This is a genomic window from Parabacteroides sp. AF48-14, from assembly GCF_003477465.1.
In the GTDB taxonomy this organism is placed as follows: Bacteria; Bacteroidota; Bacteroidia; order Bacteroidales; family Tannerellaceae; genus Parabacteroides; species Parabacteroides acidifaciens.
In genome coordinates this window covers 1-18,343 of sequence record NZ_QUDI01000024.1, presented here as the reverse complement: position 1 = coordinate 18,343, position 18,343 = coordinate 1, and the positions used below count along the sequence as shown (strand labels likewise).

General features: G+C 44.8%; 10 protein-coding genes and 1 pseudogene. 6 read left to right on the top strand and 5 right to left on the bottom strand.

Features of this window, described 5'->3' with window-relative positions; genetic code table 11:
- Window positions 1-41 precede the first annotated feature (41 nt).
- On the bottom strand, window positions 42-983 hold the full coding sequence (locus DW083_RS12405) for a FecR family protein (RefSeq protein WP_122332571.1): 942 nt from the start codon (window positions 981-983) through the stop codon (window positions 42-44).
- A 107-nt stretch (window positions 984-1,090) separates the two neighbouring features.
- Window positions 1,091-1,660, bottom strand: a complete 570-nt coding sequence (locus DW083_RS12400) for an RNA polymerase sigma-70 factor (protein WP_122332570.1) — start codon at window positions 1,658-1,660, stop codon at window positions 1,091-1,093.
- Window positions 1,661-1,775: 115 nt separating this feature from the next.
- Here DW083_RS12400 and DW083_RS12395 point away from each other — a divergent pair, with 115 nt between their 5' ends.
- The 6 genes and pseudogenes from DW083_RS12395 (at window position 1,776) to DW083_RS12370 (ending at window position 17,237) form a co-directional block, all read left to right on the top strand.
- Window positions 1,776-1,985, top strand: coding sequence for a hypothetical protein (locus tag DW083_RS12395; RefSeq protein WP_115500212.1), 210 nt, complete (start codon window positions 1,776-1,778; stop codon window positions 1,983-1,985).
- A gap of 31 nt (window positions 1,986-2,016) precedes the next feature.
- A pseudogene (locus tag DW083_RS12390) lies at window positions 2,017-4,223 on the top strand (GH92 family glycosyl hydrolase).
- A gap of 720 nt (window positions 4,224-4,943) precedes the next feature.
- Window positions 4,944-9,209, top strand: a complete 4,266-nt coding sequence (locus DW083_RS12385) for a DUF6383 domain-containing protein (protein WP_147382137.1) — start codon at window positions 4,944-4,946, stop codon at window positions 9,207-9,209.
- Window positions 9,210-10,060: 851 nt separating this feature from the next.
- Window positions 10,061-14,392, top strand: coding sequence for a DUF6383 domain-containing protein (locus DW083_RS12380; protein ID WP_122332568.1), 4,332 nt, complete (start codon window positions 10,061-10,063; stop codon window positions 14,390-14,392).
- A gap of 175 nt (window positions 14,393-14,567) precedes the next feature.
- Window positions 14,568-14,996 carry a hypothetical protein gene (locus tag DW083_RS12375; RefSeq protein WP_122332567.1) on the top strand — a complete coding sequence of 143 codons (429 nt, stop codon included), beginning with the start codon at window positions 14,568-14,570 and terminating at the stop codon, window positions 14,994-14,996.
- 114 nt (window positions 14,997-15,110) lie between these two features.
- A complete protein-coding gene (locus tag DW083_RS12370) occupies window positions 15,111-17,237 on the top strand; it encodes a VapE domain-containing protein (RefSeq protein WP_122332566.1) in 2,127 nt (708 codons plus the stop codon).
- Between the two features lie 216 nt (window positions 17,238-17,453).
- Here DW083_RS12370 and DW083_RS12365 read toward each other — a convergent pair whose 3' ends face one another.
- The 3 genes from DW083_RS12365 to DW083_RS22870 form a co-directional block, all read right to left on the bottom strand.
- Window positions 17,454-17,849 carry a HEPN domain-containing protein gene (locus DW083_RS12365; RefSeq protein WP_122332565.1) on the bottom strand — a complete coding sequence of 132 codons (396 nt, stop codon included), beginning with the start codon at window positions 17,847-17,849 and terminating at the stop codon, window positions 17,454-17,456.
- The gene (locus tag DW083_RS12360; RefSeq protein WP_122332564.1) at window positions 17,846-18,160 is read right to left on the bottom strand and encodes a nucleotidyltransferase domain-containing protein; all 315 of its coding nucleotides are present in this window, start codon (window positions 18,158-18,160) and stop codon (window positions 17,846-17,848) included. The genes DW083_RS12365 and DW083_RS12360 overlap by 4 nt, the downstream gene beginning before the upstream one ends.
- Before the next feature lie 74 nt (window positions 18,161-18,234).
- Complete coding sequence (locus tag DW083_RS22870) at window positions 18,235-18,321, bottom strand: DUF4248 domain-containing protein (protein ID WP_255419822.1); 87 nt, start codon at window positions 18,319-18,321, stop codon at window positions 18,235-18,237.
- Window positions 18,322-18,343: the final 22 nt, after the last annotated feature.

Sequence of the window (18,343 nt, the reverse complement as noted above, 5' to 3'; positions counted from 1 at the left end):
ATAGGCATTACATTTTAAGATTAAACATTATGTTATATTACTTATTTTATATAGACAACTGATTCGTCTTTATTCCGCTCGAATGTATATTTCGCGTCTCTCTGCAGGATGCGCAACGCATTATCTATCCCATCCGATATACGGAACTTACCGCTACAGACATAATCGCCCACCTGCTGGTTTTCTATAATAATACGTATGCCGTAGCATTTCTCAAAGCGTGCCATCAATTGCTTGAAGTCCATATTCTTGAAGCAGATCAACCCTTCTTTCCAGCGGAAAAGGTCAAAATCGGATATCAGCTTCGCCTGCAACTGTCCGTCGACCAAAGACGCCTGGTGGTTGGGAGTCAGGACAAGGTTCATCGACGGGTTCTTCGTGCTGGAAACCCTTACAGAGCCTTCCATCAGCGAAGTGCAGAAATCTTCCGAATCGCTGTACGCCTCCACGTTGAACTTCGTTCCCAGCACTTCCACATTGCACTTGCTCGTCTGTACGATAAAAGGCTTTTCCACATTATGAGTAACCTCAAAATAGCCTTCCCCGTCCAGGGTTATTTCCCGTTTATCGCCGGTAAAGACAGCCGGATAACGCAGTTCCGAGCGGGCATTCAGCCAGACATTCGTTCCGTCCGGAAGAGTCAGGTTCACGCGCTGGCCGGAAGGAACAGTGATCGTATTCATCGTCTGCCCGATCTTTTGGATTTCCGATGTATAGTAATAAGTTCCGCAAGCAATCGTAATCGCAAATACGGCAGCGATTTTCACCAGTTCGAGCATGGCGATCATATAGAAAGGACGCGCCTTCTTACCCTTGTCCGCTTCCTTGCCGCTTCCCGACAGTATCATCGCGTCAAAGAACTCACGTTCCCTGAAAAGCTCCTTTTCGTTTTCAGGAGAGGCTTCCAGCCAAGCGCGAATAGCGTCCTTCTCTTTGCGAGATGCTTTTCCGTCAAAGAATTTATATAATGTTTCTTTTTCCATCTTTTTCCGTTTCTACTTATAAAGCAAATAAGCGGAAAACATCCCTAACCTGAAATGAAACTTTTTTTTTAATTAAGTTGTAACAGATGATTTGCCGGGAGCAAATCTCAGCAGAAGAAACGGGGAAAGAATGCCAGTAAAGGGAAGTAATCCTTTAGGGCTACACGCAAGACTTTGAGGGCTTTGGTGACATGATACTCCACCGTTTTTGTCGAGACGCCCAAGGCATCTGCGATCTCCTTATGGCTTTGGTTGTTGTAGCGGCTGCGGATAAAGATGTCGCGCGTCTGTTCCGGCAGTGTTTCTAAGGCTTTAGTGACCAAACTGATCACTTCGTCGGAAAACAATTTCTCGGGATTGCAGGCTTCCAGGGTGGCGATACGCAAGTTCAGTTCCCACGTATCACAATCCTTCAGATACTCGACTATATCTTCCTGCGTACGCAAACGCTGAAGGTAGTTTAAACATTTATGCTTGATTACAGTCAGGATATAAGCCGGCACGTTCGATTCGGGCGCAAGATTCCCCCTGTTCTCCCAATAATACATCAGGCTTTCGATCGCAATATCTTCCGCAATCATACTGTCGCCGACATATGTATTGGCAAAACGGACAAAACGACTTTTATAGTCAGAATATAACTGATTAAAAGAGTGTACCTCGGATTCGCCTTTCATAATTGTATCCTAAATTCGCGGATAAAGATATGCATAAATCTGACTTTTCGCGCTTTCTGGCCGGCAAAGATAATTTTTTTCTTTAAGTTTGCATGTTTAAATACAAGAAGAGTCGATGAAGAAAATAAATATCACAACAGCAGTCCTGTTGATCTATCTGATCGTGATGAGTGTGATCGGTTGGCCGGGGAAAAAGGCAGACCCTGATTATGTACAATATTTCTGTGTAATCGGAGTGACTGTTCTTGTGATCGGTTTTTTGCGTTTCTTGCAGATCAAACGCTTAAAGATCCGGGAAAAGATGAAAGACGGGAAAAAGGAATAACAATACAATAATAATTATAATACTCTAATTCATGAAGGACCTTGTGATCGGGCTGTCCCTGTTAGGGATAGTCAGCGCGTGCGCCCCTGCACCGCAAAGTAAAGACAATATCGAAGAAGATTATTGCCAGTATGTCAACCCTTTTATCGGAAATGCGGATAACGGCCATACGTTTCCCGGCGCCTGCGCCCCGTTCGGCCTGATACAAGCCAGCCCGGAATCCGGTGTCGGTTCGTGGAGGTATTGTTCGGGATATAACTACGACGACAACTTTATCGAAGGGTTTGCCCAGACGCACCTCAACGGAACGGGTTGCCCGGACCTCGGAGACATCCTGCTTTTCCCTTTCAGCGGCGATATAAAGAATAATACATACAAAAGCGAATACGACAAATCCACACAGAAAGCAGCGCCGGGTTACTATGCCGTCACCTTGTCGGACTATGGTGTGGATGCAGAAATGACGGCAACCGCCCACACGGCTCTCCACCGCTATACATTCAAGAACGAGGTCCTGCCCGCCTGCTCCTCGACCTGCAACGCGGCATGGTCGGCAGTGTGGAAAGCCTCAAAACACATGTCCTGGAAGCCGACATCGAGATGCCGGACAACCAGACAATCACCGGCCACAACCAGACACGCGCCTGGGTGACACGCCATTATTTCTATGTAATCAAATTCGACCATCCTTACACGGTCAAAGAAGAACTTCCCGCCGAGAAAGGGGAGAAGGCCAAACGCCTGGTACTCGAATTCGATACGAAACCGGGTGAAGCCGTGCAGGTAAAAATTGCCATGTCGAGCGTCGGTATCGACGGCGCGCTTGCCTCCATGCAAAAAGAAAACCCGGCATGGGACTTCGAGGCTGTCCGCCAGGCGACACACGACCAGTGGCAAGCACTCCTCGCCCGTGCACAGGTCACAGGAACGACAGACGAAAAGACCAGTTTCTACACTTCCATGTATCACCTGATGATGCAGCCGAACAACATTGCCGACACCGACGGACGCTACCGGGGTATCGATGACAATGTCCACACCTCTCCGACCGGCGAATATTATTCTACGTTCTCGCTTTGGGACACCTATCGCGCCGCCCATCCGCTGTACACGATCCTGAACCCGGATAAAGTCGACGCCATGATCCAGACAATGTTGGACCACCAGCAGATACAGGGTTTCCTGCCTATCTGGGCTTTGTGGGGGAAAGAGAATTTCTGCATGATCGGCAACCACGCCATTCCGGTGATTGTAGACGCTTACCTGAAGGGCTTCAAAGGATTTGACGCAGAAAAGGCTTATGAGGCAGTCAAAGCCAGTGCGACCGTGAGCCATTACAACTCCGATTGGGAAACGTTCGAGAAATACGGTTACTTCCCGTTCGACATCATCGATACCGAATCGGTTTCCAAGACATTGGAATGCGCTTATGACGATTATTGTGTCGCCCAGATGGCAAATGCATTAGGCAAGACGGAAGATTATGAGCACTTCTCCAAACGTGCCGGATTCTATAAGAACCTGTTCGACCCGGAACTCAAGCTGATGCGGGGAAAAGACTCCAAAGGCAACTGGCGCACGCCGTTCAACTCCTTCCTGTTGTCACACGCCAGCTCATCGGGTGGCGACTTTACGGAAGGCAATTCCTGGCAATACACCTGGCACGTACAGCACGACGTACAAGGCCTGATCGACCTCATGGGCGGAAACGAAGCCTTTGTGACAAAGTTAGATTCCCTGTTCTTCCTGGAAAGTACGGCCGAAAACACCGGCTTCGTATCGGATGTTACGGGCCTGATCGGACAATATGCGCACGGCAACGAACCGAGCCACCACGTCGCTTACCTCTACAGCTACGCCGGTCATCCGGAAAAAACGCAGCAGGTAATCCGTGAAATATTCGACCGTTTCTATCTCGCCAAACCGGACGGGCTGTGCGGCAATGACGACTGCGGCCAGATGTCTGCATGGTATATTTTCTCGGCCATGGGCTTCTATCCTGTCAACCCGATCAGCGGCGAATATGTGCTGGGCGCACCGCAGATAGAAAAGGTTTCGCTTTCACTCCCCGGAAATAAGACTTTCACTGTTGAAGCCAAAGGTCTGTCAAAAGCCAATAAATACGTAAAATCCGTCGAGCTCAACGGCAAACCGGTGACCGGCCTCACCATCAGCCACAAAGACATCATGAACGGCGGCAATCTGGTATTCACGATGACCGACCAGCCGGCAAAATAATCAACAGCCAAGTCCGTATTTACCGGACGCTGATGACGCAAACGAGCACGGAATAACGCAGATAATAGAAAAATAGCCTGCGTTATTCCGCGCTCGTTTGCATTCTGTAAATACGAAAGCCAGAGAAATTAATTGAAAATTAAAAATGGAAGTTAAAAGCCAAAACAGCAGTTTAATCATAAATCATAACCCAAAATCCATAATTCAGCACTATCCGCCCCTCATTTTCACCCTAATTTACCCACTTTTCTCCAAAAACCGCACTTTTTCACTTGCAGTATTACTTCAACATAACGAAGTAAATAACTATAGATAAGAAATATATGAGTAATTGCAAAAATTCGGAAAACGCCTGTTTTTCAAAGATAAAAACAGCCACAAATTAGCTTATAACTTATTGGTAATAAATCAGATAGGATATCCAAAAGGAAATGACGAAAAAAACGTACGTTTATTTTCGTCACAAAAATAAGCATACTTTTTAAACCGGCAACCCTTTTGCCAAAGAATTTTTCTTTTTCTATATTCTTTCTTATCAATCAGATAGCTTACCAAGTACAAAAAACCCGTTTCACCGGACAAACCCGTCCGAAATGACTAAAATAAACGTACGTATTTGTAGTCAAATTACAGAATTTCAACATTCAGATACGTGCGTACATAAGAGACTGGATTTATATATGCTCAAATATATTTTTTATTAATTAAATTAATTGGATTATGAACAAATTGTTTTCTACTCTGATGGCTACCGCCCTGGTAGCCGGTTCAGTAGCTACGAACGCTGCGGTTCCTGAAAGACCCTACGAGTTTCGTAAAGCTGATGTAAGAGCTGCTTTTCCAACTAAGACCGTGAATCAGATTCAATCTGACAAATGGTACCAGTTGAGAACATCAACTCACTACAACCCACATTACATGCAGGCTGACAGACCCAACCCCAGCAAGCAAGAAGTATTGGTTCAGTATCGCGACATGATGACAGGTAAACTTTACTTGCGTTTGGTCCCGGCCGAAAATGCGCCGTTGAATCCTTCTTTGTGGAAGTTGGTCTATGATGAAGATAATACTGTCGGTGGTGGCAAATGGAAATTCATCAACAAAGAGACAAACGTAGAATTGACATTCGATCCTGCATTTGCCGCTTCGACTAACTATCAAAACCAAGCATTGGGAGATCCAAGCTGGATGGTTAAAAGCTGTGTTGAAAACTGGGAATGGTATAACACCGACTCTCAGAACAGCAGTGACTTCGGAGAAGTAGCTCCTTATGCCTATTTCTCAAAAGACTCTGTGATCACAATGAGCCGTAGCTATGACGGTTACGTGTACTCACGCAAAGGTTCGAAAAACGAGATGATCAACAACTCGGATGCGATTCAGGCCTTAAAGATCCAGCCGGTCGAAGCTGCTCCTATCACGTTGGACTCTTATGCCTTCAATTCTATGATAGACTATCACAAGCCATCCGTAGATAAGAAATGGGCTAAATTCCTGTTCTTCGAAGGTAAACAAGGTCTGGACGATGCCGTTGAAATCACTCCGAACACAGGTGGTGTTATGGATGCAGACATGGCTTACCAGGCTGAAGATGACAACACTGCCATCCTCGACTTCTATCGGGCATCGGTTAGCCAATTAGGCGGGACAACAAACCCAGATGAATATGAGAGCGCTTTGATGGCTGCTAATTTTGCAAGACTCGATTTGGAAGATGCAGAACGGACTCTTTATGGTGGAGAAAACAGTTCTGGAGCTGAAGCTGATTTGACTAATGCACAAGCATTTAAAAACATAGTAGAGAGCACCATTCAATATAACGAAGGAGAATTGGCCACTCTGCAAAATGGATTTGATGCTGCCTATGATGTAGCCATGATGATTGTTGCAACTGCCGAATCTATTGATGACAGAGACCTGCAACGTAATAATAATTATTTAACACAGAAAGATATATTCCATCGCGAAACAGACTCTATCGCAAAAATTGAAGCGGCTATAACTACAGGTAGTGCAGCTATGTCAGTTTTAACTGGGCGAAATAAACAAAGAGTGAGCATGGCTATGGCTGAGTTTGACGGGGAAAAAGATGAGTATTATAGGAATTACAAAACAGTCTACAACAACCTCAAATTATTTAAAGGCCTTCTCGCTACTGCAAACGAAAATCTGATCAATGCTCAAAATGCTTATAAAGCCGCATTGGAAAGATATAATAATTGCGAAAAAGCATTAGCTGATGCAGAAGCCCGGTTAAATACCTATAACGTAGCAAATGCACAGACTGCATACCTGCTCAACTGCAGAAATCACTTCATGAAACTGCAATACATGAATGATCAGAAAGGTACTTACCTGATGGTCGATACCGCTTTCTGGCAGGGTAATTCGGTTTCTCCGATGAACGCGAACCTGAAGTTAGCCCATAAAGAATATAACGCAAGCTCGACAGCTCCGCTTCGTGCCCGTTTCTTCTATAACTTCACCTACTATCCTACTTTGGACAGCTTGGTGATCGAACCACTGAACGCTTCTGAAAAGAGCGTAGCAGACTATACGGCTAAGAAATCTTGGGCAGAATCTTGGGTAGCTACTCATTTTGCTTACGGTTCGGATGTTCAGGCTAACGCTTCACAGGCAAGTAACTCCTGGACAAACAACGGTACTGAAATCGTATTGAAACTCGAAGACCTCAGCAATTCCGGCAACTGCCTGACAGCTGCTATCGCTGACGCTGCAGATGCAAGACCTCTGAAATGTCGTATGGCATTCAACAATAAATTCACGCACCTGAAACGTGCAACCCTGAATCCGGGTCTGTACACGATCAAGGCTAAAGACGGAGTGAATGCAGGAAGATACCTCGTTGATAACTTCTACGGTATGTTGATGTACGATGTTGAAGAACTGGATGCTCAAGACTACAAACAGATGCCGGCAACCATGTGGGTTGTTGAAAAGTATGGTAGCGACTGCGGCGACCTGGTTACAATCCACAACCGCGAATTTGGAGCACCATGCAATGATCTCTTTACAGGTCAGCTGTATGAAGAAGACGGCCGCTACTTTATCATCGATAACACGTATGGCGACTACTTCGGAAACTATATGACAACTGAAAGAATGATACCGAGTGGCCGGTTACTTCTGACTGACAACTACGAAATCAAACCGGTTGAAGACAAGACCGCTCTGACAAGCAGATACCACGGTTATGGCTATATCGAACCGGAAGTTCTGCCTTACACGAACTATGCATTACGCTACAACCATAACAATGGTGACAAGTATCTGAATGTACAGTCTAACGAACTGTTGAAAGTAACGACCGGTGACAATTCTTACTACGAATTAGACACTGTTTATGCTTACAATGGCACTAAGATGACATTGAATGAATTCGGTTACGGTGCCGGTGTACTCGATGCAAACAGCGGAGTAGTATTGCCTCAATTGGTACGTCAGCGCTATGTACTGAAAGTAAAAGATGTCAACCTGATCGACAACGACACGACTTATGTAGCTATGAATACAGCCGAAGCTGCTAACGGTTACTATATCGCGAGAGGTATCAAGGACATCCGTGCAAACGGCCTCGCTATTCTGTCTTCTTTCTATCTGAAGAACGACCAGGTTGACGGCGACGCTACTTGCTATGCACTGATCGACACCCGTATCAACAACTGTTGTGAAGACTTGTATTATGGCTACCGCCGTGCCAGCGTAGTGGATGCAAACGGTTATGTTGAATACAATACATTGAACAACAATCCGAACGATCGGGTTTCCGCATTCGCACTGAAAGAAAACGATCGTCCGTTGTATCGCTCGATCCCTGAAGCAAACGTTAACTTCTTCCGTACGGTAGGAAACGTTGACCAGAAATTGTTTGAAGACAAGACCAACGAAACAGGAGCACCTGCTTCCAACGTAATCGACGGCTTCAGCTACTTAGGCCTGGCTCAGGAAAAAATGAACGCAAGCGACGAGTCTAAGGTATTCATCGTAGAACCGCTCCGCGCAATGGCTGCCCGCATGCCGCAATACATGTTGGCAATCGAGAAAGACACAGTTAGCGATGGCGTATGGTGTAACACAAATACACATGGCTACTTCGAATCAGTAGAAGATGCTATCGACCAGAAAGAAGACGCAACCCACGTAGTATTCTACAACGGTTACACAGCAGGTCGCTTCCTGGTTAACCTGGCCGACAGCGTAACGAAAGGCTCTCACGCTTACAACCACCCGGATATGTACACATACAAAGGTTATGCCGTACGTCTCGGATTCATTGAAGGTGTGCACATGGTGATCACTCCTGAAAATGCAGCTAAGATCAACGCATTCTTAGGTGAAGGTACAGTTGAAGCCGGAGAATTCTTCTACATCCCGACCAATGGCAAGACATTGGCAGACCTGAAGAACGAACAAGGCAAACTGATCCCGGGTAAGCTGTTTGATCCTGCAAACACAGATCGCAGAGAATACACAACAGGTAAGCACAACAACTGGTCGTTCTCCTTCCGTCTGATCGAAGATGCAAATGAAGGTGACACAGACAACTTCCTGATCGAGTCTAACCTGGATGGAAATTCAGCTATCGGTTCCTGGAATGGTGCTTGGGTTAAGATCTACAACAACTGTCCGGTTGTCAACTACATCACGGGTGAACATAATTCAGTTGCAGGTTACGGCCTGACACCTGATAACGTAACAGACGGTGAAGTATTCAGCCTGACAACAACAGAAGGTGGCGCAACATCCAACGAAAGCATCGAAGCCGCTACAGTCAGAGTAATGGCTAAGGCCGGCGCTGTAGAAATCGCAGGTGCTGCCGGTAAGAAGGTTGTTATCACTAACATCTTAGGCCAGGTAGTTGCCAATGCAGTTATCAACTCCGACAATGCAACAATCGCAGCTCCGGCTGGTGTAGTTGTCGTATCGATCGAAGGAGAAGAAGCTGTAAAGGCTATTGTAAAGTAACTTAACATTACAATTTATAATCAAATAATTCTAAAGTCGACCGCGCGAGGTTGTAGAGACGGGCATCCGTCCGTCTCTACCAACATCAATTAACCTGCGAAGGGGAACAAGGGGTCGGATTAATAATACTAAAGTATGAAATAAAGTTCATTCTACAAGTACGCCTGTGAAGGTGGAAAGCAGACACAAACAAGCCCTGGAGATACTTACATCTCCGGGGCTTCGTTAGTTTATGTGACCTCGATTATCCCTTATCCTATGCCAGCAAAGACGGCACTTTTCCCTCATTGTAAGTGCCGATATCGGCTCACCCGATATCGCTTATTTCGGGTAAACTTGTAAGAAGTTTTTGCCCCTTTTTACCCCCTTTTTCGCGCTATCCCTTCAAAAACAACAAATTTGCACTTCGAGCACTACTTGAATGAAAGGGGTGTAAGTAATTATAAATAAGAAATATATGAGCGAAGACGGGAGAATGCGAAAAAGCCCGTTTTTTAGGGGTAAAAACGACCTGTTTTTGACTTGTAACTGATTGGGAATAAAAAAGATAGGAGGCAAAAGCAAAATGACGAAAAAAAACGTACGTTTAAATTCGTCACAAATTTACGCATACTTTTTAAACCTGCAATCCTTTTAGCAAATAAATTTTCTTTTTCTATGTCCTTTCTTATCAATTAGATAGCATATCATGTACGAAAAACCGTCTTTGACTAACGAACCTCCAAAAAATGACGAATTTAAACGTACGTTTTAGCTGTCAAAGTACAGAAATTAACAGAATGGCTTTGCGTACATTATATATAAAATGAAATTATTCTTAATACATTATTTATTAACTAATTAATTAAGTTATGAACAAAAAGTTTTCTACTCTTGTAGGGTGTCTGGCTCTCGGGTCGGCATTCTCGGCAGCGGTAGCAGTCAATTCTGCAAACGGACACTATGAGTTCCGTAAAGCTGATGTGGTTGCTGCGCCGACTTCTACTCAGGTTAACAAAATTGATGCTCAGAAGTGGTATCAATTGAAGGCTTATGATCCTGTAACTAAAACGTATGGTGTGCTGGTTCACTTCCGTGAGTTGGAATCCGGTAAGGTTTTCTTACGTGTAGTCCCTGCAGAACACGCTCCGTTAGTTGCATCTTTGTGGCACATCGATTATGGTAATACAGATGGACTTTCTGGAGGTAAGTATCGTTTTGTCAATAAAGAGACCAATGCAGCCTTAATGTACGATAACACTTTTGCTTACAATTCAAAAGGTGAAAGTAAAGATGCTTCTTTGTCTTCAGCTATGGTTGATGGTTGTGTGACAAGATGGGCATGGTATCAGGGTGACACGCAGTCTACTAACTTCCAAAAACTGGCTCCTTACGCATATTTCAATAATGAAAAGGACTCTGTAATGATAATGAAGGCTGACATGGATGGTTTTGTATCAGCTTATAAGGATACAGATGATAATGTATTGGCTAATGGTGGCGTAATTGCTTCTCAGGGTGCTTTGGAAATTCAGCCTGTTTTAGCTGATGCCATCGTATTGGATGCCTACGATTTCAATTCCATGATCGACTATAACAAGCAGTCTGTATTTGATGATGGAAAAGCTTTTGGTCGTTTTAAATTCTACGAGCCGAACGGTAAGTTGATTAATCCGGATGAGAAAGCTTTTGAAGGTTCTGCTATGCAGAAGACTATGAATTATGAGGCACAGTATAATAGAGCAGATATGGAAGACATTTTTGTTAAAGCTGTGACTGATCTGAAGGGTGTCGCAGATGTAGCAGGAATGGATAAGTTGGTAGCAGATTGGGTTACTACCGGAAACAAGATGGACGGTTTGTTGACAGATATAGATGATTTGAATTCTGAAATTCAGAATATCGAAACAAGAATCCATAACAACGAAAAGAAAGAAGCTAAATGGGGTGCATTAGCTGCTGAAAGACAAGAAGCTGCTAATGTTGCTTTTAAAAGAGTGAAAGATGTTGTTTCCGGTGTAGAAAAAAATATTTTGTCATGGAACGATTACAATAAAGGTGAAGGATATGAAGCCGCAAAGAAGGCTTATGACGATGCTTTGGCAGCATATAATGAAGTTGTAGAAAGCAAGGATGCTTTAGGCAATATAAATTATCCTGCTGTGGTTGAAGCAGCTAAAGATGTTTATACTGCAGCTCAAAATGTGGTGAAATCATTTACTACAGCAAAACCCGGTTACTATCAAGCAAATTGGGCATTGAATGATTCTAAGAGTTCCACTTATGTTGTTGCATTAACAAATGAAGAAAGCGAAACATTGTCTGCTTATTATGAGGCTATCACCGGATTAGCTCAGGCAAAAAAGAAGATTTCGAACTTAACTGTTAAATTGGAAACAGCAAAAGGACAGCTTGAATCTTTAAATGCAGAGTTAGAAATAGCAAAAGCTGAATACGCAACTGCTTACAACAAGTTGCAGACTGCAGAAACCGCATGGGGAAAAACTTCTTATCTGTTGAGCAATTGTTTCATGCGTCTGAACTATAAAGACAATAAGAAGAACGACCAATATTTGATGGTGGACACTGCATATTGGCAAAAGAGCGTTAATCCTGAAGATGGTGATTTGGAGATTGTAAACAGCAAGCCGGAAAAGGATGATAATTTGCTGATCTCTGCTCGTTATTTCTTTAAGTTGACTTATCATCCTTCTCAGGATAGCTTGGTTGTTGAACCTCTGAATGCTTCTGATATGTCTGAAGCAGAAGCAGAAGCCGGAGTATATTTTAAAGATTCTTATGCTGGCCAGAACTTTGTTTATGGAACAGATATTGATGCTAAGGCTTCTCAGGCAAGCAACAGTTGGACTTCAACAAATAACAAGCAGATTGTTGCCAGACTGAAGTTCCTGAATACATCCAAATGGTGCTTGACTGCTTCACCTGCTGACATCAATGCACCGCTGAATGCCCGTATCGCATTCGATAATCCGTATGATTATCTGGTTCGTACAACCTTGGATCCGGGTCTGTACTTCATTCAGTCTGCAAATAATAACGGTAAATATGTTGTGGCTAATTTGAATGGTGATTTGATGTATGATGTTGCTAATAGTGATCAAGATTACAATCTGATGCCTTCAACAATGTTCGTTGTTGAAAAGTATGGATGCGAGGGTGGTGACTTGATTCAGGTTCGCAACCGTGAGTATGGTAAAGAATGGCATACCACATTCATCGGCCAGTTGTATGCTGAAATTGGGGAAGATGGTGAGCCGACAGGAAACGTATTTACTGTTAATGCTGAAAACTATAGAGTAGCTCCGTCTCCTGAATTGGACACGAAAACTAACATGTTGTATGTAAAGGATACTTATAAGTTTATTTCGGTTACAAATGAATATGCTTTGACTAACGAACATCATGGTTACAAATATTTGACTCCGGAAACATTACCATATAACAATTATGCATTCCGTTACAACCGCTACAATGCAGAAAACGAATTCATGAATGTTGGTGCTAAGGATTATCTGACTGTTTCGACAGGCGACGATTCATATTATGAACTGGATACAGTATATTATAAGACCATTGATGGTGTCCGTTATGTAGTTCGCGTTCCTCGTAATGAATTTGGTTATGGAGCCGGAGTGATCGATGCTAACAGCGGTAAGGAACTGCCTCAGTTGGTTCGTCAAGCCTACACTTTGAAGGTTAAAGATGTGAACCTGATTGACAATGATACTACTTATGTAGGTGTTAACACTGTTTACGGTGAAAAGAATTACTTCGTAGCCAGAGGTATCAGCGATATGTTGGATAACCATTTGGCGGCTATAGCATCCTTCTATCTGAAGGCAGATCAGTTCGATACAGAAAAGGATACTTGTTATGCTTTGATCAATACGTTGAATTCGGCTCATGTTAACCATGCATGGAATGGTTACCAGCGTGCAAACGTCCTGAGCAATGGTGTTATCGGTGAAGAAGATTTGATGAATACCCAGGAAGACAATATCGATGCATTTGCACTGACAACAAATGATCGTCCTCTATATCGTGAAATCGAAGGTAATGCAGTTAGCTTCTTCCGTACAGTAGGTGGAGCAGACCAGAAGTTGTTTGAAGATGCTACAAACCAGACGGGTGCCCCTGCATCTAATGTCCTGAAAGATTTCGGTTATTTAGGATTGGCTCAGGAAAAGATGACGACAAACGGAACAGATAAATGGGTTGTTGATCCTTGGGTTGTTTCCAACACTCGTATGCCGCAGTATATGTTCGCCCTTGAACTGGACTCTATTGCTGACGGATTGTGGTGTCAGACAAATACTCACGGATACTTTGCAGATTCTACTGCTGCCAATGCTGCTGACGAAGATCATTTCGTATTCTACAATGGCTATACGGAAGGTCGCTTCCTGGTTAACTTGGCTGATTCTGTAACTGCTGGTTCTCAGGCATATCATAATCCTGATTTGTTTACATATAATGGACGTGCCGTACGTATGGGCTTTGTAGAAGGTGTACATATGTATATCTCTGCTGATGAGGCTAAGCATATTAATGACTTCTTAGGCGACAAGACTGTTGCTGCTGGTGAATATTTCTTCACTCCGATCAATGGGACAACTCTTGATGATTTGAAAAATAAAGAAGGTTATATCATTCCGAAAGAATTGTTCAACAAGAAGAATGTCAATATGTCGAATTTCGCGACTAAAGCAGGGCATAACGATTGGACATTCTCTCTGCGCTTGATGAACGATGATCCTGAAAAATTCTTTATCGAATCAAATCTTGATGGTGTATCAAGTATCGGTTCGATGACTGGTGCTTGGGTTAAGATTGAAAATGGTTGTCCGGTATTGAATTATATCAGTGGTAACCACCAGACGATTTTGGCTTCCAATCTGATTGCAGATAACGTAACAGATGGTCAGTTATTTACATTGACAGCTTCTACTGATGATCCTACCGCTAACGAAGATATAACTGTATCTTCTGTAACAGTCATGGCAGGTGAAGGTCAGGTACAGATCGTCGGAGCTGCCGGCAAAAAGGTTGTTGTAACCAACATTCTGGGTCAGACAGTTGCTACAACTGTTCTTACATCCGACAATGCTGCAATTGCTGCTCCTGCTGGTGTAGTCGTAGTAGCTATTGAAGGCGAGGAAGCTGTAAAAGCTATCGTTAAGTAAGAATGAATTTATAATCAAATAATTCTAAAATGTCGATCGCGCAGAGTAATATTCTAAGTACCCTGTGAAGGCGAATAAGTGATCGGATATTAATAATACTAAAGTATTGAAATAAAGTTCATTCTGTGAGTAACTCTGTGAGGAAGGAAAGCAGATAAAAGACAAGTCCCGGAAGATGGTAACACTTCCGGGGCTTTGTCGTTTTATAATACTAACAAACAATCAGCATGAAAAAAAAATTGAAGCCGCCGGCCTGAACCGGATGTTGCGCGAGTTAAATGAGACGCTGCAGCCAGCGGAAAAGCAGCTGCACGAGTTAGTAAAACGCTGTAACCAGGTGAACCGCATCCTGGAACACGCAGCCTTGGAGGAAGATATGGAGTGGAAAGACCGGGTCGTCTTCCACGGGCCGACACACCAGTTCCTGGCGCTCCTGGCGCCACTGATCAAGAGCGAGCATTGCAAAGTGGACGGGAAATGCAACCGCGAAGCCCTTCTGCGTGCGCTCGACGAAGTGATCAAAGTCTGTCCCGAAGAAGGAAAAGAGCCCCTGAAATTTTCCAGTTTATTGGATGCCGCCAAACGCTATCTTTCAGACGAATAATATTCGACACCCTTTTTACTAATAAAGCAAAAAAGGTGTGAGCTAACCGGTTCATTCTCCCTACATTTGAACAAATGCCGAACGAATCGACATAAATCACACAAAAGTTGCATTATGGTACAAATTAGTGTCTTTGTTATGTTCAGAATTTATCAGGGAAATAGGGCCCTGGTAGCCGTGTTAACCGAAATCAAGGCGGGCCGCTATGCCCCCGATGTCCGTAAACTCCGGGGGTGCCTTGCCGAGGGCGACAAAGCGTCGGCCGAACGGATCAAGAAAGGGCTGCCGGCCTTCACCGTTTCCGCCCTCTACGACGGCAAACGCCTCAAGGAATGCCTGACCGGCTATAACCCTCTGCTGATACTGGACCTCGACGGGCTGACGGCAGCCGATATCGTCCGCCTCAGGGCGTTGATCGAAACGGCTGCCTACACCGTCGCCTGCTTCCTGAGTCCCGGCGGGGCAGGGTTGAAGGTGATTGTCTACGCGGCGGTCCGCCTGGAGCGGGTCCCCGAGAACCACCGTGCCCTCTACGACACGATGAAGGCGTGGTATGAGAACCTCTTAGGTGTCGAGATCGATGCTTCGGGAAGCGATGCCGGGCGTCTGTGCTTCGTCTCGGACGACAGCGGGCTGTTCCTCTCACCGCGTTTCTCGGACTGGCTGAACGACACCGGGCAGTTGCCGGGCGATATTCCTATGTTAGAACCCCAGTTGCCCAGGATGGTTTCAAAGGATAAAAACCAGGCTCCGCTGTTTGCCCGTGCCCGTCATCGTGCTTCATGCAAGTCCAAATACGAGGATGGGAACCGGAATAACTATGTCTACCAATTCTCATGCCATTGCAATCGCCTGGGCATCCTGAAAGCAGAAACGGAAGCCTATTGTAACCAGAAGTTTTCCGATCTCCCTGCCGATGAAATCCGCCAGGCTGTGGAAAGCGCCTTCACGCATACCGATGAAGCGGGAAAGGAAGAAACACCGGAAAAGGGAGAAGGAAAAGTGGAAGATATCCGCCGCTTCCTTTCCGCCACATATACCTTACGTTACAATGTCGTGCGCGGATTAATCGAATGGCAGCAAACGAAAAAGAAGGGCAGGAAAGACTTCGTACCTGTCACCGACTACTGGGAGAACTCCGTCTGGTGCGCGATGCAGATGGCAGGGATACGTTGTAAATTGCCTGAGCTCCATGCTGTAGTCCATTCCGATTACAGCAAGGAATACAACCCTTTTACGGCCTATTTCGACAGTCTTCCGCCGTGGGATGGGACAACGGACCATATTGCCCTCCTGGCGGCCACAATCGCCACCGACCGCCCTGACTATTGGCAGACATGCCTCCGCAAATGGTTAGTGGCAACCGTCGCCTGCGCCATCGACGCGAAGCAGGAAAACCACTCCGTCCTGCTGCTCAGCGGCGAGCAGGGGATCGGGAAAACGACCTGGTGCCGTCATCTCGTCCCTCCTTCCTTGTCCGAATACATTTATACCGGTAATCTCGACCCGTCGTCGAAAGACGCCATGCTGTTGCTCTCCGACTGTTTCCTGATCATACTTGACGAACTTTCAGGGCAGAGCCGCATGGAGCTGAACCGCCTGAAGGTGATGATCACGAAAAACACGGTTCGCGAACGCCGTGCCTACGCCCGCAATGCCGAGACCTACACCCGCCGCGCCTCCTTCCTCGCGACGGTCAACGACAGCCAGGTGTTGACCGACCGTACCGGCTCGCGCCGTTTCCTCTGTTTTGAGGCGCAAGGCATCGACTACACCACGCCCGTCGACCATGACGCCATCTATTCGCAAGCCTTGTCCCTCTACCGCAGCGGCTTCAAATTCTGGTTCTCCGACACCGACATCGCCGAAGTGAACACGAACAACGAAGCCTTCCAGCAAAGCAGTCCCGAGGAAGAACTTTTCTACACCTATTTTCGTCGTCCCGGACGTTTCGATGCGCCATTATATCTCTCAAGCAGTGAAATATTAGCCAAATTAGCCGAAAAAACACGTCTGTCGATCACTAATCTGAACGTAAATAACCTGGGCAAGATGCTAAAAAGGAGCGATTTTGAACAGGTAAAGCGGAACGGCAGACGTCTTTTTGCGGTCATAGAGATGACTTTTGACCAGGTTAAGGCCCGTCAGATGGGAATTACAGACGAAACACTGCCGAAAGACGAGATTAGTCAAACTGTTGAAAAAGAGCACGCTGACTCAAATCCATCTATTCCATTTTAGTAAAAAGGGGCACGAGGGGCACGTTAAAAGGCCTTTTTCTAAACATTTATCATAACGCGAGACGAGATATGCTCTTCTGTAGCATATCTCGTCTTATATATTTATAAAAGTTACGGAAAAAGCCTTTTAACGTGCCCCTCGTGCCCCTTTTTTCGCTCCCGTCCGAAAAAAACCGCCCCTGTCCGGGAAAAGATGGGACGGGAACGGAGAAACAAATTATCCTTTAATGATTTTTTCTATCGCGTCAATGAAAGCTACCGCTTGCGGATATAATTCATCTATATCTTCAGATGTATAATCGAAAAAATCATCATAGTCACTACTTTGCCGCTTGCTGTATAGATTTGTGTAGAATTTGCTCATATCGCGTGATAAAATTCCGGTTTGGACAAAATCTTTACCCAACATCTGACGAACTCCTGTATGTGTTCGTGCTTCTATACCCGCATTGATCAATAATGCAGATGCTGCATGAAAACAAGCATAGTACATTCGTGATATAGCTGCATTAAAATATTGATCCCTGGATAACGAAAGGACCTCTCCTAATGAATTCCGTGCACTAAATAGTCTGTAATTTACAATATTAAAGCGAAGTTCATCGTCTATCATAGTACAATCCCTTCCTTCATTACATTATAATAAAACAGGGAACGGGATTTGAGATCTTCCCACTTCTTTCGACTGATAACGATCGGATTTATCATGACTCCTGTATCGATCTCAACATCATAAAGAGGATAGGTTATTTCCTGTTCTTCTTTTAATGACAGCTTTTCTTTATTAACAAGGATAAGCAGGTCGATATCACTATCAGAATGAGCCTCACCTCGTGCCTCACTGCCATACAGGATAGCAGTTGCATCTGGAGCAATACGCTGTAAGATATCGCTTAATGCCTTTACTATTTTAGGTCGTCTCATAATGGGCTCCTTTCTTTTTCAGTTTAAAAACTCTACTTTGGCAAAGATAAAAAATCTTTCTTACATTTTCCGCTTCACGGCTCCCCCAAATGCTCCACAATGCAAGCGACCATTTTGGGGGTGAAGCAGCGCATTCCCGGGCGGTAGCCTAAGGTGGTCAGTTTTTCTTTCAGGACGCCCTGG